The sequence below is a fragment of the Mycobacterium sp. ZZG genome (assembly GCF_054786995.1).
Genome location: NZ_JBTBFV010000001.1, coordinates 26,005 through 47,118, shown reverse-complemented (window position 1 = coordinate 47,118; position 21,114 = coordinate 26,005). Strand labels below are relative to the sequence as shown.

Below are 21,114 nucleotides of genomic sequence, written 5' to 3'. Positions count from 1 at the left end.
GCAGCTGCGCAAGAAACTAGGTAGGTGCGTGTGGCCCTGTTAGGGTTCGGCCGTGATCCGAAACGTGGTTCTGGCGAAGTTGACGACCGGCTACGACGCCGCCGAAGTGGAACGCATCCAGAACGGCCTGCGGGCGTTGAACTGCCCCGGCACCGTGCGCTACACCGTGGGCTCCGACGCCGGCCTGCGCGACGGCAACTGGGACTTCGTGATCGTCGCCGACTTCGAGGACGTCGCCGCCTACCGCGGTTACGACGAGGATCCCGCGCACAACGAATTACGGTCGCGGCTGGCGCCTTTCATCGAACAGATCGCCCGCGCGCAATTCGAGATCCCGTCGAGCTGAGACCGGACGGGCCGGCGCAACCCGCTAGCCCGCCCGCCGGTACCGCTGCACGAACCGCCGCAGGACCGTCATCGGGTGCATCACGGACCGTTGCCGCGCATCGTCTTTGAGCGCCTGCGCCGTCTCGGGGGCGAAGTAGCCGTGGTTCTTGTAGACCTCGATGCGGGTGCACAGGCCGTCGACGTCGAGCTCGGGATGGAACTGCGTGGCATAGACGTTGGCCCCGACCCGGAACGCCTGCACGGGGCAGTCCACCGAGCGCGCGAGCCGGACGACATGAGCCGGCAGCCGCGTCGCGGCCTCCTTGTGTCCGCCGAACGCGTCGAAGGTGTGCGGCAATCCGGCGAACAGCGGGTCTCGGTGGCCGTCGTCGGTCAGATGGACGGTCATCCCGCCGACCGGCTCGCTGTAGGACCGGTCGATCACCGCGCCGACCGCCGCGCCGACGGTGCCGATGCCGTAACAGCAGCCCAGGAACGGAAAGTCCGTCGCGATCACCTCGGCGAGCAACGCGGCCAACTCTGCCTCCACCCGGCGCTGCGTCGCAGATTTCGCACCGGGCTCGTCGCTGACGTTGTAGGGCCCGCCGCCGAGGATGATGCCCGACCACCTCGCGAGGTCGACCGCACCGAGTTCCTCGTGGGTCAGCCGGACGCGGCGCAGTCCAGCCTCGTCCAATCCGGAGAACCGCATCATCGCCGCATACTCGTCGTCCGCGGCTTCGTCCTCCCCGCGGATCGACAACAGCAGAAACGCGGCGTCGGCCACGGCGTAAGCGTATCGACGGGCTACGTTGTCGGTCAGTGAGAACCTTCATCGATTTCGACGACGCCCCGGTGTTCGCCGTCCCCACCGCCGCCGGCACGCGGGAGGGAGTGCTGCTCGACGGACCCCAGGGCTGGGGCGAGTTCAGCCCGCCCGCCGGTGCCGACGACGCGCTCGCGGCACGCTGGCTGACCGCGGCCATGGAGCCGAGCACGGTCGGCTGGCCGGACGCCGTTCGGGGCCGGGTGCCGGTCGGTGACGGCGCTGGGCGGGCCGTGGTCGAGGTCGACGACGTCGACGCCGCCCTTTCCCAAATCGCGCGGCACGCCCATGTCGGGCTCGTGGAGCTGGTCTGCCGCGACGCCGCCGACGCCGGCCTGATCCGGCGGCGCGTCGACGTGCGCCTCGCCGTCGATGCGGAGCTGCTGGCGGTGGATCCCACGTGCGCCGACGTCGCGATCCTGCGGTGCGGGGCGCTCGGGGGAGTGCGGCGCGCGCTGCGACGGGCCGAGCGGCTGGGCATGCCGTGCGCGGTGGCGTTCACCGGCGTGACGAGCATCGGGCTGGCCGCCGACCTCGCGCTGGCCGCCGCGCTGCCCGAGGCACCGATGCTCCTCGGGCCGGTGCCGCAATGGCTGGCCGATCACGATGTCGTCTCCGTGTCACGCTCCCTCGTGCCGACAGACGGTTTTCTGCCTGCGGCGCCGATGCCGGCAGGGCCGGACCCGCAACGGCTGGCCCGCGTCGCGGTCAGCGACCCTGCCACGCTGGGGCGGTGGCGCGCCCTGCTGCACCGCGCCGCCGCGCTGCTATAGCGGTGGCCAGGCCGCGTCAGCCGGCCGAGGTGTGCAACCTACGCAGCGAGCCCAGCACCAGCCGATCGGCGGCCAGTTCGTAGGACTGGCGTTCGGACAACGATTCCACCGAACGCAGCATCGCCCGGATCTCGGTGTGCACTCGCGGCGCAGCCGCCAGCAGCACGTCGACCTTCTGGGCGATCACCGCGTCGAGCGTGTCCACGTCGCCGACCGCCTCGTTGATCAGGCCGATGCTGACAGCCTCCTCACCGCTGACCGGTGCGCCACTGGCGGTCAGCCAGAATGCGGCACGACGGCCCACCATGTGGGGGAGCCAGGCCAGCACCAGAGCCGGCGCCAGGTTGATCCGCACCTCGGGGAAGCTGAAGCGGGCGGCACGGGTCGCGACGGCGACGTCGCACAGCGCCGCCAGGCCCACCCCGAACCCGGCAGCGTCACCGTGGACCCGGGCCACGGTCACCAGGGGTGTCGCCGCCAGCGCGTCGTTGACTGCAATCAGTCGGCGAACCTCGCCCGGGAGATCGTCGGGTGTCGCTGCGGTTCGCTCCCGCCCGAGGCAGAAGCTGTCCCCGGCGGCAGACAGCACCAACACGTGCACCCCGTCAGGTGGCGTGGTGAGGATACCGGCCAAGGCATCGCACATGTCCATCGTCATCAGATTGCCGCCGGGACTGTCCAGACGGACCGTCAGCACGGCGCCGTCCCGCTCGACCTTAAGCCCCGGAACGGTCCAGACATCTTGGGTGACAGTCATTTTCAGTTCAGCCTTTCCAACGCTACGCCGCCGTACCAGTCGACGTCGTCCGGGGCGGTCCGCACCGTCACCGCGCGCACATGGGTGAAGTCGTCGAACGACTCGGTACCGCCTTCGCGGCCGTGGCCGCTTTCACGCACACCGCCCCACGGTGAACACGGGTCAAGCCGGTGGTGGTCGTTGACCCATACGATGCCGTGCTCCAACTTCGAGGCGACGCGGTGCGCCCGCGCCACGTCGCGAGTCCAGATCGACGAACCGAGACCGTACGGGGAGTCGTTGGCGATGGCGATGGCATCGGCCTCGTCCTTGAACGGGATCACCACCAGGACGGGGCCGAAGATCTCCTCCCGCGCGACGCGCATCTGGTTGGTGACGTCGGCGAGCACGGTCGGCGCAACGAAGAAGCCGTCGAGACCCGGCACGTCGACGGCCACACCGCCGGTGGCCAGCCTCGCCCCTTCGGAAACGCCGATCTCGACGTAGTTCAGGATGCGCTGGCGGGCACGTTCGGAGATGACCGGGCCAAGCTGGGTCTGCGCTTCACTCGGATCACCGATCCGGATTCGTTCGGCCTGGGCCGCCAGCGCGGCCACGAAATCGTCGTATACGGTTTCCTGCACCAGGATTCGGGTTCCTGCGATGCAGGTCTGTCCGGCGCCGACGAAACCGCCGAACGCGGCGCCCCGCGCCGAAACCTCGGTGGGCACGTCATCGAACACCAGGACCGGGGTCTTGCCGCCCAATTCCACCGTCGACTTCGCGAAACGCGACGCGGTGGCCACCGAGATGATCCGGCCGACCTCCGTCCCGCCTGTGAACACGACTTTGTCGACCATCGGATGCTCGGCCAGACCCGCGCCGGCCACCGGCCCCAGACCGGGGATGACGTTCAACACGCCGGGCGGGATCCCCGCCTCCAGCGCAAGCTCGCCGATCAGCAGCGCGGTCAGCGGGGTCTGCTCAGATGGCTTGAGTACCACGCTGTTTCCCGTGGCCAACGCCGGGGCGACGCTCTTGAGCGACGCCGCGGTCGATGCCCTCGTCGGCGGGGCGTCCCTGACCGGTCGGCATGCGTGGGTGACCGGCGCGGGGTCGGGCATCGGCCGCGCCTCGGCGGTGGCGCTGTCGCGACTGGGCGCAACACTGCACCTGGTCGGCCGCACGGCCAAGTCGCTGGACGAAACAGCCGAGCTCGCAACCGAATACGGCGGCGCGGCGAACGTCCACGTCGGCGACGTCACCGACATCTCGTTCGTGAGGTCGGTGATGGCCGGTCACCGCGTCGACGTATTGGTCAACAGCGCCGGACGCAACATCCCCCAGCGCCTGGACGAGATCACCCGGCACACCTATTCGGCGGTGATGGCGGTGAACGTCGAAGCCGCGCTGTTCGTCACGCAGCAGGCCGTCGCGCGCATGCGCGAGCACGGCCAGGGCGGATCGATCGTGTCGATCAGCTCACAGATGGGACATGTCGGAGGACCGCAGCGCACGCTGTACTGCGGCTCGAAGTGGGCTCTCGAGGGCATGACCAAGGCGCTGGCACTGGAACTGGCCGGCGAGCGGATCCGGGTGAACACCGTCGCGCCGACGTTCATCGAGACCGAGTTGACCGCGCGCAGCCTCGCAGAGCCGCAGTTCCGGGACTGGGTGCTCGGCGAGATCCCGCTGCGCCGGCTCGGCACGGTGGACGAGGTCGCGGCGGCGGTGGCCTACCTGGCCAGTCCGGCGTCGTCGCTGACCACCGGTACGTCGTTGCTGGTCGACGGCGGTTGGACCGCGCACTGACCCACCTTCCAGGCTGCAGGACACAGCAGCCACAGGTATCCACCTTTTTCAGACGGCTACTCGCACTTTCCCTGCAGAACGTGGATACCTGTGATTCGCCGGGCCTGGAACCCCCGCTCAGTCCTGCTTGCTGATCAGCCGCAGCAGCGCCTTGCGGTCGGGGGCCAGCAGTTCGTCGATGCGCGGCTGGTTCACGTCGGCGACGATGATCTCGCCGACCTCCTGGTAGACGTCGCTGAAGATGCCGTGCGACTTCATCTTCTCGGTCTGATAGATGTTGTCCTCGGTCGGCGTCACGTAGTAGACGATCTCGGCCTTGAAGCGGTGGATCAGCCACAGATGGATCAGGTCCATCAACCGCTTCTTCCGCATCTGCTCGGCGAACGTGTTCTGGTCTCGGACGGTCAGAATGCTGCGGCCGTGCCGGTCCTTGATCGGGTCGACGACGACGTTGGCCAGCGGATCCTCGCTGTCACCGAGGATCTGCAGGTCCAGCACGTCCGAACCGGCACGCCGCGGCCGTAACTGCACATGCAACCGTTCCGGCAGCTCGTAGTGCTCACTCCACAGTCCCAGCCACTCCTCAAGCAGCTTCTTGGGCACCTCGGTCTGCACCAGATGCTGGTGCTGGGTCGAACCCTTGCCCATCGCCTTGGTGGTCGCCGTCCGTCCCGACGACGCAGCCAGCGCCGCATCGCTGCGCGGCCCGCCGACGAGTGTCTGCGGTGTGCGGTACGGAGATTCGACGAGCCGCATCTTGCGCTGCAGCCGGGCCAGCGCGAGCATGCCCTCCTGGCGCAGCGACGTCGCGAACTCCTCGGAGGCCACGCCGTCGACCTGATGGCCGCCGTAGGTGATGAAGTTGAAGACGAACCCCATCTTGCCGATCTCCTCGGGAAACGCCCGCATCTCCTCGTCGGACATGCCGGTGGTGTCCCAGTTGAACGACGGCGACAGGTTGTAGGCGAGCATCTTGTCGGGGTAGACGGCGTGGATGGCGTCGGCGAACTGCTTGGCGTCGGCCAGATCCGCGGTCTTGGTCTCCATCCACAGGACGTCGGCGAACGGGGCGGCCGCCAACGACTTCGCGATCGCGTACGGGATGCCGCCGCGGACCTGGTAGTAGCCCTCGGGCGTCTTGACCCGCTCGCAGTCCCAGGCCACGTCGGCGCCCAGTTCCTTGGCTTTCTCCCTGGCCGTGTACAGCGGCGCCCGCTCGGCAAAGGCCCGCCATTCGGCCACGCTCATCGCCGAGGGCTCACCTTCGCGTTCCCGGAATTCCAGCAGCTCGGCCACGGCGCCGCCGTAGGTGTTGAGTCCGGCGTCGTCCTGCCACGCGTCGACGAAGCGCGACTCCACCTCGTCGAACACCGCGTCCAGTGACGGCTCGGTGCCGTCCTGCCATCCCGCGGCAGCATCGTCGATGACCGCCAGCAGCCCCTGGCGCTCCAGCCACGCCTCGGCAGTGGCGTACTCACCGTCGGGCAACGCGTAGAGCAGATGGCCGTTGAGCTCGGTGACGCCCTTGTCGTAGAACCTGCGCATCATCGCCAGGTAGCACGACTTGTACGACGGGGTCTTCAGGTTGGTCGCGCCGAGCAGGAACGGCTGGTCGCGTTCGTCGGCGCGACTGTCGATCAGGTTGGCCGCCTCGGCGTCGGTGCGGGCGACGATGATGCCCGGCACTCGCATGACGTCGAGCTGGAACCGCGCGGCATTGAGCCGCTTGATCTGCTCGTCCGACGGCACCAGCACCTTGCCGCCCTGATGTCCGCATTTCTTGGTGCCGGGACGCTGGTCTTCGATGTGGTAGCCCGGAACCCCGGCCTCGACGAAACGCCGGATCAGGTTGCGTACGTGCGGGTCCCCGCCGTGTCCGGTGTCGGCGTCGGCGATGATGAACGGCCGGTAATCGTAGGCCGGTGTCGTCTTCCGCTGTTCCTCGCTCATCTGCAGACGCAGGTACTGCTGGTTGCGGTCCGCGGTCAGCAGTGCCCGCACGATGCCGGCGGCCTCCTCCGGCACCTGGCTGAGCGGATAGCTGGCCAGGTCGGGGCCCGGGTCCTCGGAGATGGAGCCTTTGGCCGAGGTCGCCCAGCCGCCGAGGTAGATGCCCTCGATGCCCATCCGCTTCATCACCACGGCCTGGCCGGGGGAGTAGGGGCCGAACGTGGTGATGCTCCTGCCGTTGGCGAACAGTTCGCGCAGGTGCGGGTAGAACGCGGTCGCCGCCTCACGGGCGGTCGGATAGTCGGCAGGGATCGTGCCGCGCTGTTCGGCGACCTGCCGCGCCGTATAGAGACGGATGATGCCGTCGAATCGCGGGCTGTCGAAGTATCGCTGCGTCTCGGCGACATCGTGCTCGAACGGTGTCTGGGGCTGAAGGTCAGCTTCGATGATGGCCATGACACACCCTACGGCGCAAGACGGCGCGGGTGAACACTACTGGCGTCATTTGGTACCGAAGATCCGGTCGGCGACATCGCCGAGGCCCGGCAGGATGTAGCCATCGGGGTCAAGCTCGCGGTCGACGGCCGCGGTGAAGATCGGCACGTCCGGATGCGCGCCGGCCAGCGCGGCGACGCCCTCCGGGCAGGCGAGCAGGCACATGAACTTGATCGACTTCGGGTGGTACTCGCGAAGCCGCTCGACGGCCGCGATCGCGGAGTTCCCGGTGGCCAGCAGCGGGTCCAGCACGATCACGTCGCGTTCGTGCAGATCGCCCGGCATCTTGAAGTAATACTCCACCGCGACAAGGGTTTTCGGGTCCCGGTAGAGGCCGATGTGGCCGACCCGGGCTGACGGCACCACCTCCAGCATCCCGTCGAGGATTCCGGTGCCCGCGCGCAGCACCGAGACCAGGACCAGTTTCTTCCCGTCGATCACGCTGCCGGTGGTGATCTCCATCGGCGTCTGGACCTCCACCTCGTGCAGTGCGACGTCGCGCAGCACCTCGTAGGCCATCAGCGCCGAAACCTCGTGCGCCAAGCGGCGGAAACTGTTGGTGGACAGATCTTTCCGGCGCATCAGCGTCATCTTGTGCTGCACCAGAGGATGGTCGACGACACGCACCCCGCCCGGACCCGCCGCCATCAGAACACCGTCCCGTCACTGGTCACCGGCAGCGGCGGCAGCCCGCCGCGTAGCCGCTGCGCCGACGCGCGCCCGGCTGCCCATGTCCCACCCTCGAGCACACTTCCCAGCGGCATCCGCTGCGCGTCGACCCCGAGCCGGTCGCGCACCCGCGGCGCGATCTCGTCGAGCAGCGCCACCGTCAGCGCCCGCCACTCGACCACCAGCTCGTCAGCCGGCTCCCAGGTCCGCGCCGACGCCTCGCGGTCTCGCAGCCGCAGCACCCCGTGATCGAGCAGCAGCCCGCCGTTGCGGTACTCCGGCAGTCCGGTCAGGGTGTCCGCGCCGGTCACCGCGACGCCGCCCCACTCGAACGGTTCCAGCAGCGAATAGGTCAACCACTGCGACAGTTTGTGCAGCGGCAGCCAGCCGGCGGTCAGGCCCGGCCCGCAGACCGCGCCGTGACGCCAGCAGTCACCCACCGGTTCGTCGCCGATCACATTGCCGGACAACCAGATCCGGGACAATGACGACAGTAGGCAGGCCAGGATGTCGTGGGCGTGCACCCCGCCCGCTGCGGCCGGTCTGTCGTACAGCCCGCCGGGGCGGCTCTGTTCGCCGAACACCTCGGGTTGCGCGGCCAGCGCGTCGCCGAGGCGGTGCAACAGCGCGACTCTGCCGGCCAGCCCGACCAGCGGGTTGGCCTGGCTGACCTGGAACGCGGCGGCCAGCCGGTCCTCGGTGACCGAGCGCAGCCCGGTGGCATCGGCCTGCAGCGGCCGCGTCGGATCCCCGGAGAACATGCCGGAGACGAAGGCGTGCCAGCTGGCCACCGCCAGCCCCTCCGACCGGGTGAACTCCGCCCGGGCATCACCGTGCGACTCGGTGTAACTCCATCGGGGGCCCGCGCCGGCGTCGAGCAGCACGCTCACCACGGTCAGGTCGATCATCGCGCGTGCCCGTTCGTCGGCTCCTTCGTCACCGAGGAGCACGAGCAGTTCGGCCCGCCGGTCCACCCCGCCGGCCTCGAAGTGGCGCCACCTGCTGTGCAGCGGAACCCGCAGGTCCGGGAACCGCGCGCGGGTGACGGCGGCGACCTCGGCGGCGGCGCCGTCGAGTGCGACGTCGTCGACGGTGAACCACCGGGAATCCCCCGAACGGGCCCGGGCCAGCAGCTGCGCGGACCGGGTCCGCACCGCATCCGTGGACCGCAGCAGCGCGGCGGCGCCGGCGGGCCGGGCCGGGTCCGGCGGCGCGGTCACCGGGACCGTCATCCGTCGAGCCCCCGGCCCTTGGCCTTGCGCAACTCGTCGGCGTCGGGCACCTGCCCCGGGGTGAAGTAGCCGGCCGCCATCTTCGCGTCGATCTCGACCCGGGCGTCGGCGGGGATGAGCTCGTCCGGAATCGACACCCGCTCACCGACGTCGATGCCCGACCCGGTGATCGCGTCGTACTTCATGTTGCTCATCGACACCAGGCGGTGGATCTTGCGGATCCCGAGCCAGTGCAGGACATCGGGCATCAACTCCTGGAAGCGCATGTCCTGCACGCCGGCCACGCATTCGGTGCGGGCGAAGTACTGATCGGCCGTGTCGCCGCCGGCCTGGCGTTTCCGGGCGTTGTAGACCAGGAACTTGGTCACCTCACCGAGCGCCCGGCCTTCCTTGCGGGAGTAGGCGACCAGGCCCACGCCGCCGCGCTGCGCGCCCAGGATGCACTCCTCGATCGCGTGCGTGAGATACGGCCGGCAGGTGCAGATGTCCGAACCGAACACATCCGAGCCGTTGCACTCGTCGTGGACGCGTGCGGTCAACTCGACCGACGGGTCGGCCAGGTCCCGCGGATCACCGAAGATGTAGACCGTCTGCCCGCCGATCGGCGGCAGGAATACGTCGAGATCCGACCGGGTGACCAGTTCCGGGTACATCCCGCCGGTCTCTTCGAAAAGCACTCGGCGCAGGTCGGTTTCGCTGCAGCCGAATCGCTGCGCCACCCCGGGCAGATACCAGACCGGCTCGACCGCGGCCTTCGTGACCTGCGCGGCGCCGGTGCCCAGCAGCACCCGGCCATCGGGGTGCAACCGCCCCTTGAGGAGCGCGTCGTGCACCTCCGGCAGGATCACCTGCGCCTTGGTCACCGCGATCGTCGGGCGGATGTCGACACCCGCGGCGATCTCGCCGGCGAAGACGTCGGCGACCATCGCACCCCACGGGTCGAGGCTCACGATCGCGGCGGGATCGGCCCACTGCGGATGCGGCCCGATCACGTCCGTCGGCGCGGTGTCGGTCAGATCGGCACGGTGCTCGCGCGAGAGCTTGCCCGCGGCGACCGCCAGTGCCCGGTACACGCCGTAGGCGCCGCTGTGGGTTCCCACGACGTTGCGGTGCCCGCGGCTGGTGGTGGTGCCGACCACGGGGCCGCGCTCGGCGGCGGTGGGAGCGCCCCAGCGCAGTCGCGGCGCATCAGCGCCCGCGCTGTGTGACGTCAGCCTGATGTGGCCGCCCGGAGACTTGGCGGGTGGCGGCGCGGCATCGGCGGACATCGGCCTCCTCGGCGAACGGCACGCTCAACAGGAAGCCGCCAGCTTAATCACTGCGAGCCTGTCACGCCGGTCATCCGCTCAGACCGGCCACTGCTCGCGCCGGTACCCGGCATCGAAAAACATCCACTCGTAGCGCGACGTCGTGACGAAATGCGCACGCGCACATGCCTCCTCGGCGGGAGTGAGCGCCGGGCCGATGTGGTCGGCGAGGGTGAGCACCTCGGTGACCGTGGCGGCGAACTCGTCCCCGCCGTAGCTGTCGATCCAGCGCTGATAGCGGGGATCGGTGGAGCCGCGCTCGAGCAGTTCGGCCCCGACCTCGGCGTAGATCCAGTAACAGGGCAGCACCGCGGCCAGTCCGTCGGCGAAGCTACCGTCGTACACGGTCGCCAGCAGATAGCTGTTGTAGGCCTGCGTGGTCGGGGACACCGGCACGCGGTCGACGCTGTCGGGGGACAGCCCGAGGGCGGGCAGCAGTTCGGCGTGCAGCGCCAGTTCCACGTCGAACACCTCGGCGGCGTGCCGGGCGAACATCGCCGTGTCGGCGAGCGTCGGCGCCTTGCCGCCGACCAGCGCCAGGGCTCGGGCGTAGGTCCGCAGGTAGTGCACGTCCTGGGCGACATAGCCGGCGAACGCGTCCGGCTCCAGGCTGCCGTCGGTCAGACCGGTGACGAACGGGTGGGCCACGATCGCATCGAAGATCGGTGCGATGTCGGTCCACAACCTCGTCGTCCACGAGTCAGGATGGTGGGAACCGATGCGCGGGGCGACGCTCATTGCGGTGTTCCTTTCCAACGATGAGTTCTGCGCAGCCGCTGAGTCGATATGGGTGTCATACCGACCGATCTGCCGGAGGCCGACTGTAATGACCGACACCCACGCCCTGCCGCCCGTGGTCGACGCCCAGACGTGGCGGGCGGCCCTCGACGAGCTCCGCAAGCGCGAGAAGGCCGCCACCCGCGAGCTCGACGCGATTGCCGCCCAACGCCGGCGCCTGCCGATGGTGCAGCTGCCGGACTACACCCTGACCGGTGCCGACGGCCCCGTCCGGCTGGTTGACATCTTCGAGGGTCGCGCGCAGCTGATCGTCTACAACCACATGTGGTCCGACGGAGCGGAATGGCAGTGCGGCGGCTGCACCGGATACACCTCGCAGTTCACCCGGCTGGACTTCCTGGCCAACTACGACGCGAAATTCGTGATCGTGACATCCGGGCCGATCGAGGAGGCCCTGGCCTATCGGACGAAGGTCGGCAACACGATGGAGTGGTACTCGTCGGCGCACAGCGGGTTCGCCACCGATGTCGACGCCGCGCCGAACACCGGATTCGCGGTCAACGTGTTCCTGCGGCACGGCGACACCGTGTACCGCACCTGGCACACCAACGGCCGGGGCACCGAGCAGCTGAGCTACACGTTCCCGCTGATCGACGTGCTGCCGTGGGGACGACAGGAAGAGTGGCAGGATTCGCCCGAGGGCTGGCCGCAGCGCCCCACCTATTCCGGCTGGCTGGATTCCCCTGACGTCGCCCGCCTCTACGGTCACCGCTGAACCAACCCCGTCGCGACCGACCGCGTCAAGCTTGGCAGACTGTGCGGCATGGCACAGATAACTTTGCGTGGAAACCCGATCAACACCGTCGGCGACCTGCCCGCCGTCGGATCTGCGGCACCCGGCTTCACCCTCACCGGAACGGATCTCGGCACCGTCGAGGCCGGTCAGTTCAGCGGCAAACCCCTGCTGCTCAACATCTTCCCGTCGGTCGACACCCCGGTCTGCGCCGCCAGTGTGCGCAAATTCAACGAGAGCGCGGCCGGCGAGGGTGTGACGGTGCTGTGCGTCTCGAAGGATCTGCCGTTCGCGCAGAAGCGGTTCTGCGGCGCGGAGGGCATCGAGAACGTCACGACCGCCTCGGCGTTCCGCGACAGCTTCGGTGACGACTTCGGCATCACGATCGCAGATGGACCGATGGCCGGACTGCTGGCCCGCGCCGTGGTGGTGGTCGGAGCCGACGGCAACGTCGCCTACACCGAACTGGTGCCCGAGATCGGCCAGGAGCCGGATTACGACGCCGCACTCGCGGCGCTGCGGTCCTGAGACGCGCGCCACACCATAGAGGGCGACGCGCCGCGATAGGTCACCGTTCGGTTCCAGTCCCGCATCTTCTTGATCGACCGTCCTGCGACGACATCAAAACACCATGTCACGTGGTGTAGAAGTGGTTGTAGTGACTGTTGTTAATCGATGAGACCAGCGCCCGCGACGGTGCTGGCAGCGGAAAGCGGTGGACTGCAATGCGACGCGTCTTCGTCTTCATGATCGGTATCGCCCTGGTACTGGCGACACCGGGCCTCGCGTCGGCACAGCCCGCGCGATCGGCGACCAACCAGAAAGCGGTCGAGGTCGTGATCGCGCGGGCTCTGTCCCAGCGCGGCGTGCCGTTCGCCTACGGCGGCGGCGGCGCGTCCGGCCCCAGCAAGGGCACGGTGGCGGCGCCCCTGCCGGAGTCGGCCACACCCGCTGCCCCGGACCAGGCCGAGATCGACGCGCAGTCCCTGGACCTGACCCCCGGACTGAACCTGCCGAGCGTCACTCCCAACTTGGCCGTCCCCGCTCCGGCGCCGGCCCCCCGCATCGAGGTGGTCGGGTTCGATGCCTCCGGCCTGATGGTCTATGCCTACGCCGGCGTCGGGGTGAAGCTGCCGCGGTCCTCCGGCGAGATGTACAAGGTGGGCCAGAAAGTCCTTCCCGCACAAGCACTGCCGGGCGACCTGATCTTCTACGGACCCGAGGGGACGCAGAGCGTGGCCCTGTTCGTCGGCAACGGTCAGATGGTCGAGACCACCGATTCCGGGGTCGCCGTCTCGCCGGTGCGCACCAACGGCATGACTCCCTACCTGGTGCGCATCATCGCGTAGAACCGCAGCGCGCGACGGCTCATCGCCCTAAGGGGCGACGGCTCCCGGCACCCGGTAGGCGAACGATCGCCAATCGGTGCCTGGCTGTGCTTCAACATGGCCGTTTCGACCACACTGCGCTACATCGAGTCCGACGACCCGATCAGCCTCGAAGAGCTCCGCGCCGGCCTGAAGTTCGCGTCAGCCGGCCTGTTGGTGGGCGATCCAGGTGCAGCAAACACATTTCCGGCGGGTTAACCCCCCGGTACATATTGGTGACGGTGTTCGCTGACAGCGTCTCGCGCGTCCCGCGGACCTGTTGTGGGATCGACCCCTGTCGATTAGGGTCGTCTCGCCTGACTACCTTTATTTCGTTCTGGTAGCCCACTCCATGCGAAGGAACCACACGTGCGCGGAATCATCGCCGCGGCCGGTTTTGCATCGGTTGCTGCATTGGCCGGTTCCTGCCCACCGCCGTATGCGCTCGCAGCAAACGTCCTGACGGTGACGGGATATACCGCGGCCGGGACGCTCGAGTGGGACATGAGCAAGGTTTTCCAGGGCGGCTACTGCGACGCCGACTCGGGAAACACCTGCACCCCGGTCCCGTACCTGTCCGGGCTGCCGCAGGTCGGAGAGTACGACGGGTTGCGAGCGCTGCGATCGGCGATCAGATCATCGACGGGCGAGACGATCGTGATGGGGTACTCCCAGGGGGCGCTGATCGCCGCGGACTGGATCGAGCAGCACAGGGGCAGGGCGGGCAGCCCGTCGCCGGAGAACCTGTCCTTCGTTCTCCTTGGGAATGCGCTGCGCAAGTACGGCGGGGTCCGCCCGATCTACGACATCGATCCGCCGACGCCGCACAGCGATTACCACGTCACCGACATCGCGCTCGAATACGACGGCGCAGCCGACTTCCCGGACAATCCGTTCAACCTGCTGGCGCTCGCCAACGCGTTCGCGGGCTTCCAGTACGTCCACATCTACGGATACGACGACGTCGATCTGGACGTTGCCGACAAGCTCGTCTGGATCGACGGCAACACCACTTATGTGCTGATCCGCAGCCAGAACCTTCCCTTGCTGGAGCCGTTGCGCCGGCTGGGCCTCGACGACCTGGCCGACAGACTCAACGGGCCGCTCAAGGAGATCGTCGACTCCGCCTACGACCGGGACTATCCCGGTCTGGTCGACCCAGAAACCGTTACACTGCACAGCATTTCGGATACCTCGGGCGATGACGCCGAGGTCGAGATCGCCGACACGAGCGGCACCAACCCCGCGCCGACCGCCCGGTGGGTGCCGGAATCCGACGCCGCACTCCACGACTCCGTCGACCACAAGGACGAGAACCTCTTGCAGACAGTCGAAGTCGACGACCGAGGGCAGGACGGGGATGAGGAGCCAACCGACGCGACCGTCGAGGAGGACACACCCGAGGAACCGTCCGGCGCTACCGAACCTGCCGACGCCGACGAAACCTCCGAAGCCGAGGACGCTCCTGAGCCCGGATCCGGCCACGCGTTTCAGGGCGCCGCAACCGAACCGGACGGCTCGCCCAGCTCGGACCAGCCGGACAGCTCGGAGCAGTAGCTTTCGTCACTTCACAAGTCCTGCTGCACAAGGAGATTCCGGCGGGGTCCGCCACCCTGCCTAGACTGCAGACATGCACCGCGACACGACGCGAGAGGCCGTCCCAGAGGGGCTGCTGCGGATCGAGGACTGTCTCGACGACGCCGGCGAGATCGTGTTGCCGCCCGGAGTCACCCTGATCTCGCTGATCGAGCGCAACATCGCCCACGTCGGAGACACCGTGGCCTACCGGTTCCTGGACTATTCGGGCGGGGACGACGCACACACCGTCGAGATGACCTGGAAGCAGCTCGGTGTCCGGATGCAGGCGATCGGCGCGCACCTGCAGCAAGTGGCCGGCCGGGGCGACCGGGTGGCGATTCTTGCGCCGCAGGGGCTGGAGTACGTGGCGGGTTTCTTCGCCGCGGTGAAGGCGGGGACCATCGCCGTGCCGCTGTTCGCCCCCGAATTGCCCGGGCACGCCGAGCGCCTCGATGTCGCGCTCCGTGACTCGCGCCCGGCCGCCGTGTTGACGACGGCTGCCGCGCGCGGACCCGTCGAGGACTTCCTGGCGGCGATGGGCGATGCCGAGCGGCCCGCGGTCGTCGTGATCGACGACGTCGCCGACTCCGCTGCCCGCGATTTCGCCCCGGTGATCATCGACGTCGACGACGTGTCACACCTGCAGTACACCGGCGGCGCGACGCGCCCACCTGTCGGTGTGGAGATCACTCACCGCGCCGTGGGCACCAACCTGCTGCAGATGATCCTGTCGATCGACCTCCTGGACCGGAACACCCACGGCGTCAGCTGGTTACCGCTCTACCACGACATGGGGTTGTCCATGATCGGCTTTCCCGCGGTGTACGGCGGGCACTCCACGCTGATGTCGCCGACGGCGTTCATCCGCCGGCCGCTCCGGTGGATCGAGGCGTTGTCGGCCGCCGCACGCAGCGGACGGGTGGTGACGGCGGCCCCGAACTTCGCCTACGAGTGGGCCGCCCGGCGCGGAGTGCCCGACCCCGACGCCGGTGTCGATCTTCGCGACGTCGTGCTGATCGTCGGCTCCGAGCCGGTCAGCATCGACGCGATCAACGCCTTCAACGCCGCCTTCGCACCGTTCGGCCTACCCGGCACCGCCTTCAAACCGTCCTACGGCCTGGCCGAGGCGACCCTGTTCGTCTCTACGATCGCGCCGGATGCGGAAGTCACCGTCCGATATGTCGACCGGCAGCAGCTGATCGAGGGCCGCGCGGTGCCGGTACGACCGGACCACGAGCGGGCCGTCGCCCAGGTGTCCTGCGGTCAGGTTGCGCGTAGCCAGCGGTGCGTGATCGTCGACGGCGACGGCATTGAACGCCCCGATGGCGTGGTCGGGGAGATCTGGCTGCACGGTGACAACGTCGGCCGCGGCTATTGGGGACTGCCCCAGCAGACTGCAGCCACGTTCGGGGCGCGGCTGGCCGGCACGCAGCCCCACGGCAGCCACGCCCTCGGCGTCGGCGTCGATGAGAACTGGCTGCGCACCGGCGATCTCGGGTTCTATCTGGACGGCGAGCTGTACGTGAGCGGGCGGATCGCCGATCAGCTCTTCGTGGACGGGCTCAGTCACTATCCGCAACACATCGAGGCCACCGCGGCCGATGCCTCGCCGGTGGTGCGGCGCGGGTATGTCACGGCGTTCACCGTCGACGGGGACGTGGTCGTCGTCGCCGAACGCGCGGCGGGCACCGCGCATGTGGACACCGCACAGGCCGTCGAGGCGGTGCGATCGGCGGTGCGGCGCCGGCACGGGCTCCCCGTCGCCGACGTGCGGGTGGTGCCGGCGGGCGCGATCCCGCGCACCACCAGCGGCAAGCTCGCCCGGCGGGCATGCCGCGCCGAGTATCTCGGCGGCGGCTTCGGCTGACCGGTCACGCCGCGGGCAGCACTCCTGCGACGGTGAACATCAGCACAAGGCCCGGCAGCAGGTTCGTCACCTGGTGCGCGACGATGCTCGCCGTGAGGTTCCCGGTGTAGAGACGGGCCAGGCCGATCGGGATCGCGATGACCAGCAGCAGCGGGACGCGGCTCCATTCGAGGTGCGCGACGGCGAACACCACGGTGCTGACCCCGAACGCGGCCCAGCGCCCCCAGCGCTGCTGCACCGCACCCCACAGCAGTCCGCGGTAGACGATCTCCTCGAAAACGGGCGCGATGATCGCGATCAGCAGGAACACCGCGATCGCCCACGCCCAGTCGCTCCGGATTTCGCCGAACACCTGGCCGGCCGCCGAATTCGCGTCCTCGCCGACGATCTGGATCCACAGCACCGAGGCCGGGATCGTGACCAGTAGGCCGCAGACCCCGAACAGCAGCCCGGCGCCGGCGCTGCGCCAGGACCATCGGAGGGCCAAATCTGCGCGAGGCCCGTTTCCGCGCAGTCGGGTGATGACGACCGCCACCGCCGCCGCGCACGCGCTGGGCACCCCGACCGCCAGCAGGATCACCGCGACGTGCACCGTGCCGGCCCCGGAACGGCCTCCGAACAGATAGCCCAGCAGCAGCGATGTCGCAAGATAGACCGCTTCGACGAGCACGAAGGCTCCCAGTCCCCAGCGGTGCCGGATCTCGGTCCGGTGTGCGTCGACCACGGTCGAACGCTAGTTCACGTCTCAGGTGATGGTGATGAACGGGCTGAGGACGTCACGCACGAACTGCGCGACATTGATCGACGGGTTGCCGTCGGGGAAGCTCACCGTCGCCAGCACGTTCCCACCGGCGGCGGCGAAATTGCCGTCTGCGCGGTCCTGATGGGACGACGAGGTCACCAGGATGATCCCTGACGTGCTCGCTTGTTCGGCAAGCGGCACCGAGAACGCGGCGTTCTGCACCGTGCTGTTGGCTCTGTCCTCGACGATGATGCGGTGGTCGGGGATGCCGTAGAGGCGCAGCATCTTGCGCATCTGACCGGCTTCGGTGTTGCCGTTGCGTGGGTTGCCGCCGGTGACGATGATGGGCGACTGCGGGAACATGTGTCCGATGGCCATTCCCGCGAGCACACGGGTGTGCAGGATCGTGCGCATGGTGCCGTCGGGTTTGAGCCCGTACCCCAGAATGACGATCGCCGGCTTCGAGAAGTCCTTGACCACGAAGGTCGGGGGAGCCGCCACGGCGGTGCCGACGGGCCCCAGGCTCAGCAGCCCGATCGCCATCGCCAGCGCGACGATCACCACGTTGCACCGGGCCACCAGCCGGCGACGTGTCACTGCCAATCGCGGAGTCATCAACCGGTTCATCGCCGTGGCGGCCGATGTCATTACGGTCGGGTCTCGAACCGTCAACAATGCGTGATCATCGGCGATGCGGGTTCGCACGGCCGGCCGAGGCGTGGTCTGGTGGATGGTGATGTCTGTCCACCGCTGTGCCTTCCGCCGTGCGGCGCTCGCCGCGACCGCCTCGCTGGCGTGCGTCCCGTGGGCGCTCGCCGCCGCCCCGACCGCCACCTCGGCGCCTCCGCCCTACGACGGTCAGGGGTACCTCGAGTCGACGGCTCGGTGCACCGCACCGGCCACCCTGGTCGTGTTCGGCAGCACCGCGGGGTCGCGGGTGGCGATCTGCCGCGACACCGACGGCGATTACCAGTACCGGGGTGTGCGCATACGCGACGGGGCCAGGTTGATCACCTCGGCGACGCAGTCGCCGGACGGCGCGTTCACCGCCACCAATGACGGCGTGGACTACATGGTGACCTCGGAGGCATTGGTGATCAGCGTGGGGGAGAAGGTGATCCGCGACGAGCCGATGGTGGACTTCCACCGGGCGGGTTCATCGGCGCCGTCGACGACCTCCCCCCGGACACCGTCGAGCACCTCGACCCCAGCACCGTCGTCGACCGCGAAGCCCACCCCGCTGCCGCCGCCGTTGCCCGCGGAGGTCGGCGGGGCCGAAGCCGACGGGTCAACCGGCGGGTAGCACCTCCACGTCGTCTCCGACGCGGAGCGCGACGACCTGCACGATGAACCGGTGAATTGCGAGCTGGAATCGCGTTTTCGCTCGAATCCCAGCGGCGCGTCCAGCGAAACGATTCGAAATTCGTCGCGAAGCCCCGGCAGAGTTTGCTGCATATCACACCTCAATTAACTGACGCACACGTCAGCAAATGACCAAATGGTGAGAATTTGTCTCATCCAGCTAGACAGAAGGTTCCATTCTGGATACTTTTCTTGCGGTCGGGGCCGATCACAGCAACATAGGAGGGGCGCGTCATGCCCGCAGTCGCACGTACCTACGTCACCGCCGGGGTCGCCCTGGTGGGGGCGGGTGTCATCTCCGCGGCACCGATCACCACACCACAGCCGCTGCACCGCACAGCAAGCTTTGAGGTCGGCCTGGTCGCTGCCACCGCAAGTTGCGAGCCCGGCGACTCCAGCGCCGTGTGCAGCAGCCCATCGGGGCTTCCTTCGGCGACCCCTTTCACCCCGACCGCCGACAGCACGAATGTATTCAACATTCCGGCCAACCTGTTTATCGCGCTGGCGAATACGCCGTACAACTTCTTCACCGCACTCGGCCCGGGAAATGTGCAGCTCGGATCCGAACCCGATGGTGGCCCGAGCTTCCAGCCGACCTACGAGGGCGTCACCCTGAACCAACCCGACGGCAACGTCGTCGGCCTGGGCGCAAACTTGCACTACGGCGGTAGCTGGTGGGTGTACAGCCCCACCAACATCCTCGGAACCGACGCCGCCGACGTTCCGAGGTATCAGGCCATCACCAACCTGCTGGTGCCCTTCCCCGCCTTGTCCGTGCCGCTGGGAAACATGGTCGCCGCCATCGCCGCATCCCAGCTTCCGATGGACGAAGGCTGCACCGGAACCGGTTCCGGCGCCTGCGAGAATCCCTCCGGCATCACCAGCAAAATGTTCGATGTTCGTGCTATCGCGGCGCTGTTTTCGCCCGAGGGATATACCTATCCCGAGGCGCGTGAAGGCATCACCTGCAGCGAAGACGGCCAGTGCTACGTCAAGGATCCCGACGGCCGGGAGGTCCCGTGGTCCGGCCAGACCGTCAAGCTGGATCCCACCACGCCGTTCACCAGCTTCTACAACAGCCTGACCGGCACCCCTGACGTCTCGTCGATCAAGTTCGTGACACCCGAGCTCGTGTTGGCGAGCCTGGCCAGCATCTCCCGCGGGCTGAACACCGCCTACAACCCGTTCGTGCCGGGCACCCAGTGCGCGATCTGCGCGCCGTTCGTCCCGAATCCCGACAACGAGCCGGTGCCCGGACCGGTGTTCGAGGATCCCGACACCACGCCAGCTCCGGAGGCGCTCGTGGCCGGTCCGGCCACGGACAGCGCCGTCGACGCCCTGGCGGCTTCCACCCCGGCCACGGACAGCGCTGTGGTCGCCCAGGAGGCGCCCGCAGCCGCGGTCGCCCAGGACGAGGACCTCGACGCGCCGGAGCAGGCCACCGGTCCGAAGCACCGCAAGCCGACGGCCACCGGCGTGGCGGTGAAGAACGTGCGCGATTCGATCAACTCGACGATCTCCAAGCTGACCGACGGATTCAAGAAGCCCAGCTCGAAGAGCAGCGAGACGGACGGCAAGAAGGCCGAAGAGAGCACCTCGTCGAAGCAGCGCGAGTCCGGATCAGGTTCGGGTAGCAGCGATTCCGGCAGCAGCGATTCCGGCTCGGGCGGCTCGCAGGACTAGCACCTCGGTCCCGAGGACCGGCCCTTCTGCGCTCGTGACGGCGCCGACCGGCCTGCTCACAGGTACGGGTCAGCCCACGCACTGATGATGCGGGCCGCCCGTGCCGCCTGGTTCTTCCCGGTGAGCAGGTGGTCGGCGCCCTCGAGCGAGACGAAGCTGCGCGGGTGCCGCGCGGCGCGGAAGATGTCGCTGGCGTTCGCGATCCCGACCGTGTTGTCGGTCGGGGAGTGCATCACCAACAGCGCCCGGCGCAACGTCTTGATCCGCCCGTGCAGGTCCGCTTCGCGGACGTCCTCGACGAAGTCGCGGCGCAGCGTGAGCGCCTTGCCGCCGATGTGCAGAGGCGCTTCCCCCTCTGCCTCGACACGGGCCACCAGCGCGTCGTAGATGTGTTCGACGTGGGCAGGCCGGAACGGCGCGCCCACACTGGCCACGGCCGCGACCGACGGGCAGTGGTGCGCGGCCGCGATGGCGGCCGCACCGCCGAAGGAGTGCCCCACGAGCAGTCGCACCCCGTGACCGCGCTCGTTCATGAACTCGACGGCACGCGCGGTGTCGGCGACCTTGTGGGAGAACGACCCGTCGCCCCAGTCGCCTTCGGAGTCGCCCAGGCCGAGATTGTCGAACCGCAGCATGCCGATGCCCTCCCGGGCCAGCTCCTTACAGATCCTGCTGGCCGCCGGGCTGTCCTTGCCCAGGGTGAAGCCGTGGGAAAACACCCCCCACCCACGGGTCGGTCCTTCCGGCGCGTCGATCAGCCCGGCAAGCGTGGGGCCGCTGCTGCTGAGGAACGTCACGCGTTCTGCCACGGGCTCATCCTGTCACCCGGTGCGTGCCGGTGACGGGCACAAACCCGC

General features: G+C 68.6%; 22 protein-coding genes. 11 read left to right on the top strand and 11 right to left on the bottom strand.

What is annotated here, in order from left to right; all coding sequences use genetic code 11:
* Positions 1-52 precede the first annotated feature (52 nt).
* Positions 53-346: a Dabb family protein gene (locus ACXMYJ_RS00260; RefSeq protein WP_260752856.1), complete on the top strand. Its 294-nt coding sequence runs from the start codon at positions 53-55 to the stop codon at positions 344-346.
* A gap of 24 nt (positions 347-370) precedes the next feature.
* Here ACXMYJ_RS00260 and ACXMYJ_RS00255 read toward each other — a convergent pair whose 3' ends face one another.
* Positions 371-1,114: a glutamine amidotransferase gene (locus ACXMYJ_RS00255; RefSeq protein WP_443188156.1), complete on the bottom strand. Its 744-nt coding sequence runs from the start codon at positions 1,112-1,114 to the stop codon at positions 371-373.
* Between the two features lie 35 nt (positions 1,115-1,149).
* Between ACXMYJ_RS00255 and ACXMYJ_RS00250 the strand changes: the two genes are divergently transcribed.
* The gene (locus ACXMYJ_RS00250) at positions 1,150-1,926 is read left to right on the top strand and encodes an O-succinylbenzoate-CoA synthase (RefSeq protein WP_460353127.1); all 777 of its coding nucleotides are present in this window, start codon (positions 1,150-1,152) and stop codon (positions 1,924-1,926) included.
* Between the two features lie 16 nt (positions 1,927-1,942).
* Here ACXMYJ_RS00250 and ACXMYJ_RS00245 read toward each other — a convergent pair whose 3' ends face one another.
* Together ACXMYJ_RS00245 and ACXMYJ_RS00240 are read right to left on the bottom strand one after the other, a co-directional pair.
* Positions 1,943-2,683 (bottom strand): enoyl-CoA hydratase/isomerase family protein, encoded by a 741-nt coding sequence (locus ACXMYJ_RS00245; RefSeq protein WP_460353125.1) that lies wholly within the window; start codon positions 2,681-2,683, stop codon positions 1,943-1,945.
* Between the two features lie 2 nt (positions 2,684-2,685).
* The gene (locus tag ACXMYJ_RS00240; protein ID WP_443188153.1) at positions 2,686-3,666 is read right to left on the bottom strand and encodes an aldehyde dehydrogenase family protein; all 981 of its coding nucleotides are present in this window, start codon (positions 3,664-3,666) and stop codon (positions 2,686-2,688) included.
* A gap of 10 nt (positions 3,667-3,676) precedes the next feature.
* Between ACXMYJ_RS00240 and ACXMYJ_RS00235 the strand changes: the two genes are divergently transcribed.
* Complete coding sequence (locus tag ACXMYJ_RS00235; RefSeq protein ID WP_460353122.1) at positions 3,677-4,474, top strand: SDR family NAD(P)-dependent oxidoreductase; 798 nt, start codon at positions 3,677-3,679, stop codon at positions 4,472-4,474.
* A 117-nt stretch (positions 4,475-4,591) separates the two neighbouring features.
* On the opposite strand, the gene aceA is transcribed toward ACXMYJ_RS00235, so the two are convergent.
* From aceA to tenA, 5 genes are all read right to left on the bottom strand, one after another.
* Positions 4,592-6,880 carry an isocitrate lyase ICL2 gene (gene aceA / locus ACXMYJ_RS00230; RefSeq protein ID WP_460353119.1) on the bottom strand — a complete coding sequence of 763 codons (2,289 nt, stop codon included), beginning with the start codon at positions 6,878-6,880 and terminating at the stop codon, positions 4,592-4,594.
* A gap of 45 nt (positions 6,881-6,925) precedes the next feature.
* Positions 6,926-7,567 carry a uracil phosphoribosyltransferase gene (gene upp, locus ACXMYJ_RS00225; RefSeq protein ID WP_260752866.1) on the bottom strand — a complete coding sequence of 214 codons (642 nt, stop codon included), beginning with the start codon at positions 7,565-7,567 and terminating at the stop codon, positions 6,926-6,928.
* Complete coding sequence (locus tag ACXMYJ_RS00220; protein WP_460353116.1) at positions 7,567-8,820, bottom strand: URC4/urg3 family protein; 1,254 nt, start codon at positions 8,818-8,820, stop codon at positions 7,567-7,569. The genes upp and ACXMYJ_RS00220 overlap by 1 nt, the downstream gene beginning before the upstream one ends.
* Positions 8,817-10,088, bottom strand: a complete 1,272-nt coding sequence (locus tag ACXMYJ_RS00215; protein ID WP_460353113.1) for a GTP cyclohydrolase II — start codon at positions 10,086-10,088, stop codon at positions 8,817-8,819. Before ACXMYJ_RS00215 ends, ACXMYJ_RS00220 begins: the two co-directional genes overlap by 4 nt.
* 78 nt (positions 10,089-10,166) lie before the next feature.
* On the bottom strand, positions 10,167-10,865 hold the full coding sequence (tenA, locus tag ACXMYJ_RS00210; protein ID WP_460353110.1) for a thiaminase II: 699 nt from the start codon (positions 10,863-10,865) through the stop codon (positions 10,167-10,169).
* An 88-nt stretch (positions 10,866-10,953) separates the two neighbouring features.
* Here tenA and ACXMYJ_RS00205 point away from each other — a divergent pair, with 88 nt between their 5' ends.
* The 6 genes from ACXMYJ_RS00205 to ACXMYJ_RS00180 all read left to right on the top strand — a co-directional run bounded on the left by ACXMYJ_RS00205 (position 10,954) and on the right by ACXMYJ_RS00180 (position 16,470).
* Positions 10,954-11,640 (top strand): DUF899 domain-containing protein, encoded by a 687-nt coding sequence (locus tag ACXMYJ_RS00205; RefSeq protein ID WP_460353107.1) that lies wholly within the window; start codon positions 10,954-10,956, stop codon positions 11,638-11,640.
* A 48-nt stretch (positions 11,641-11,688) separates the two neighbouring features.
* Positions 11,689-12,186, top strand: coding sequence for a thiol peroxidase (tpx, locus tag ACXMYJ_RS00200; RefSeq protein WP_460353105.1), 498 nt, complete (start codon positions 11,689-11,691; stop codon positions 12,184-12,186).
* Between the two features lie 197 nt (positions 12,187-12,383).
* Complete coding sequence (gene ripD / locus ACXMYJ_RS00195) at positions 12,384-13,007, top strand: NlpC/P60 family peptidoglycan-binding protein RipD (protein WP_460353103.1); 624 nt, start codon at positions 12,384-12,386, stop codon at positions 13,005-13,007.
* Positions 13,008-13,103: 96 nt separating this feature from the next.
* A complete protein-coding gene (locus ACXMYJ_RS00190) occupies positions 13,104-13,244 on the top strand; it encodes a hypothetical protein (RefSeq protein WP_260752875.1) in 141 nt (46 codons plus the stop codon).
* A 150-nt stretch (positions 13,245-13,394) separates the two neighbouring features.
* Complete coding sequence (locus ACXMYJ_RS00185; protein WP_460353100.1) at positions 13,395-14,582, top strand: PE-PPE domain-containing protein; 1,188 nt, start codon at positions 13,395-13,397, stop codon at positions 14,580-14,582.
* Between the two features lie 73 nt (positions 14,583-14,655).
* Positions 14,656-16,470: a fatty acyl-AMP ligase gene (locus ACXMYJ_RS00180; RefSeq protein WP_460353097.1), complete on the top strand. Its 1,815-nt coding sequence runs from the start codon at positions 14,656-14,658 to the stop codon at positions 16,468-16,470.
* A gap of 4 nt (positions 16,471-16,474) precedes the next feature.
* Here the strand turns inward: ACXMYJ_RS00180 and ACXMYJ_RS00175 are convergent, their stop codons facing one another.
* Complete coding sequence (locus ACXMYJ_RS00175; protein WP_460353094.1) at positions 16,475-17,194, bottom strand: lysostaphin resistance A-like protein; 720 nt, start codon at positions 17,192-17,194, stop codon at positions 16,475-16,477.
* Positions 17,195-17,215: 21 nt separating this feature from the next.
* Complete coding sequence (locus tag ACXMYJ_RS00170) at positions 17,216-17,755, bottom strand: YdcF family protein (RefSeq protein ID WP_460353512.1); 540 nt, start codon at positions 17,753-17,755, stop codon at positions 17,216-17,218.
* A gap of 193 nt (positions 17,756-17,948) precedes the next feature.
* On the opposite strand from ACXMYJ_RS00170, the gene ACXMYJ_RS00165 reads away from it, so the two are divergent.
* Positions 17,949-18,515 carry a hypothetical protein gene (locus ACXMYJ_RS00165; RefSeq protein WP_460353509.1) on the top strand — a complete coding sequence of 189 codons (567 nt, stop codon included), beginning with the start codon at positions 17,949-17,951 and terminating at the stop codon, positions 18,513-18,515.
* A gap of 293 nt (positions 18,516-18,808) precedes the next feature.
* Positions 18,809-20,257: a hypothetical protein gene (locus ACXMYJ_RS00160; RefSeq protein ID WP_260752879.1), complete on the top strand. Its 1,449-nt coding sequence runs from the start codon at positions 18,809-18,811 to the stop codon at positions 20,255-20,257.
* Positions 20,258-20,313: 56 nt separating this feature from the next.
* Here the strand turns inward: ACXMYJ_RS00160 and ACXMYJ_RS00155 are convergent, their stop codons facing one another.
* Positions 20,314-21,066, bottom strand: coding sequence for an alpha/beta hydrolase family protein (locus tag ACXMYJ_RS00155; RefSeq protein ID WP_260752880.1), 753 nt, complete (start codon positions 21,064-21,066; stop codon positions 20,314-20,316).
* Between the last annotated feature and the right edge of the window lie 48 nt (positions 21,067-21,114).

Bases quoted from the DNA above. Each gene is read 5' to 3' on its own strand.
- ACXMYJ_RS00245 (WP_460353125.1), bottom strand. From the start codon at position 2,683: ATGACTGTCACCCAAGATGTCTGGACCGTTCCGGGGCTTAAGGTCGAG.
- aceA (WP_460353119.1), bottom strand. From the start codon at position 6,880: ATGGCCATCATCGAAGCTGACCTTCAGCCCCAGACACCGTTCGAGCAC.
- upp (WP_260752866.1), bottom strand. From the start codon at position 7,567: ATGGCGGCGGGTCCGGGCGGGGTGCGTGTCGTCGACCATCCTCTGGTG.
- ACXMYJ_RS00220 (WP_460353116.1), bottom strand. From the start codon at position 8,820: ATGACGGTCCCGGTGACCGCGCCGCCGGACCCGGCCCGGCCCGCCGGC.
- ACXMYJ_RS00215 (WP_460353113.1), bottom strand. From the start codon at position 10,088: ATGTCCGCCGATGCCGCGCCGCCACCCGCCAAGTCTCCGGGCGGCCAC.
- tenA (WP_460353110.1), bottom strand. From the start codon at position 10,865: ATGAGCGTCGCCCCGCGCATCGGTTCCCACCATCCTGACTCGTGGACG.
- ACXMYJ_RS00205 (WP_460353107.1), top strand. From the start codon at position 10,954: ATGACCGACACCCACGCCCTGCCGCCCGTGGTCGACGCCCAGACGTGG.
- tpx (WP_460353105.1), top strand. From the start codon at position 11,689: ATGGCACAGATAACTTTGCGTGGAAACCCGATCAACACCGTCGGCGAC.
- ripD (WP_460353103.1), top strand. From the start codon at position 12,384: ATGCGACGCGTCTTCGTCTTCATGATCGGTATCGCCCTGGTACTGGCG.
- ACXMYJ_RS00190 (WP_260752875.1), top strand. From the start codon at position 13,104: ATGGCCGTTTCGACCACACTGCGCTACATCGAGTCCGACGACCCGATC.
- ACXMYJ_RS00180 (WP_460353097.1), top strand. From the start codon at position 14,656: ATGCACCGCGACACGACGCGAGAGGCCGTCCCAGAGGGGCTGCTGCGG.
- ACXMYJ_RS00170 (WP_460353512.1), bottom strand. From the start codon at position 17,755: ATGGCGATCGGGCTGCTGAGCCTGGGGCCCGTCGGCACCGCCGTGGCG.
- ACXMYJ_RS00165 (WP_460353509.1), top strand. From the start codon at position 17,949: ATGTCTGTCCACCGCTGTGCCTTCCGCCGTGCGGCGCTCGCCGCGACC.
- ACXMYJ_RS00160 (WP_260752879.1), top strand. From the start codon at position 18,809: ATGCCCGCAGTCGCACGTACCTACGTCACCGCCGGGGTCGCCCTGGTG.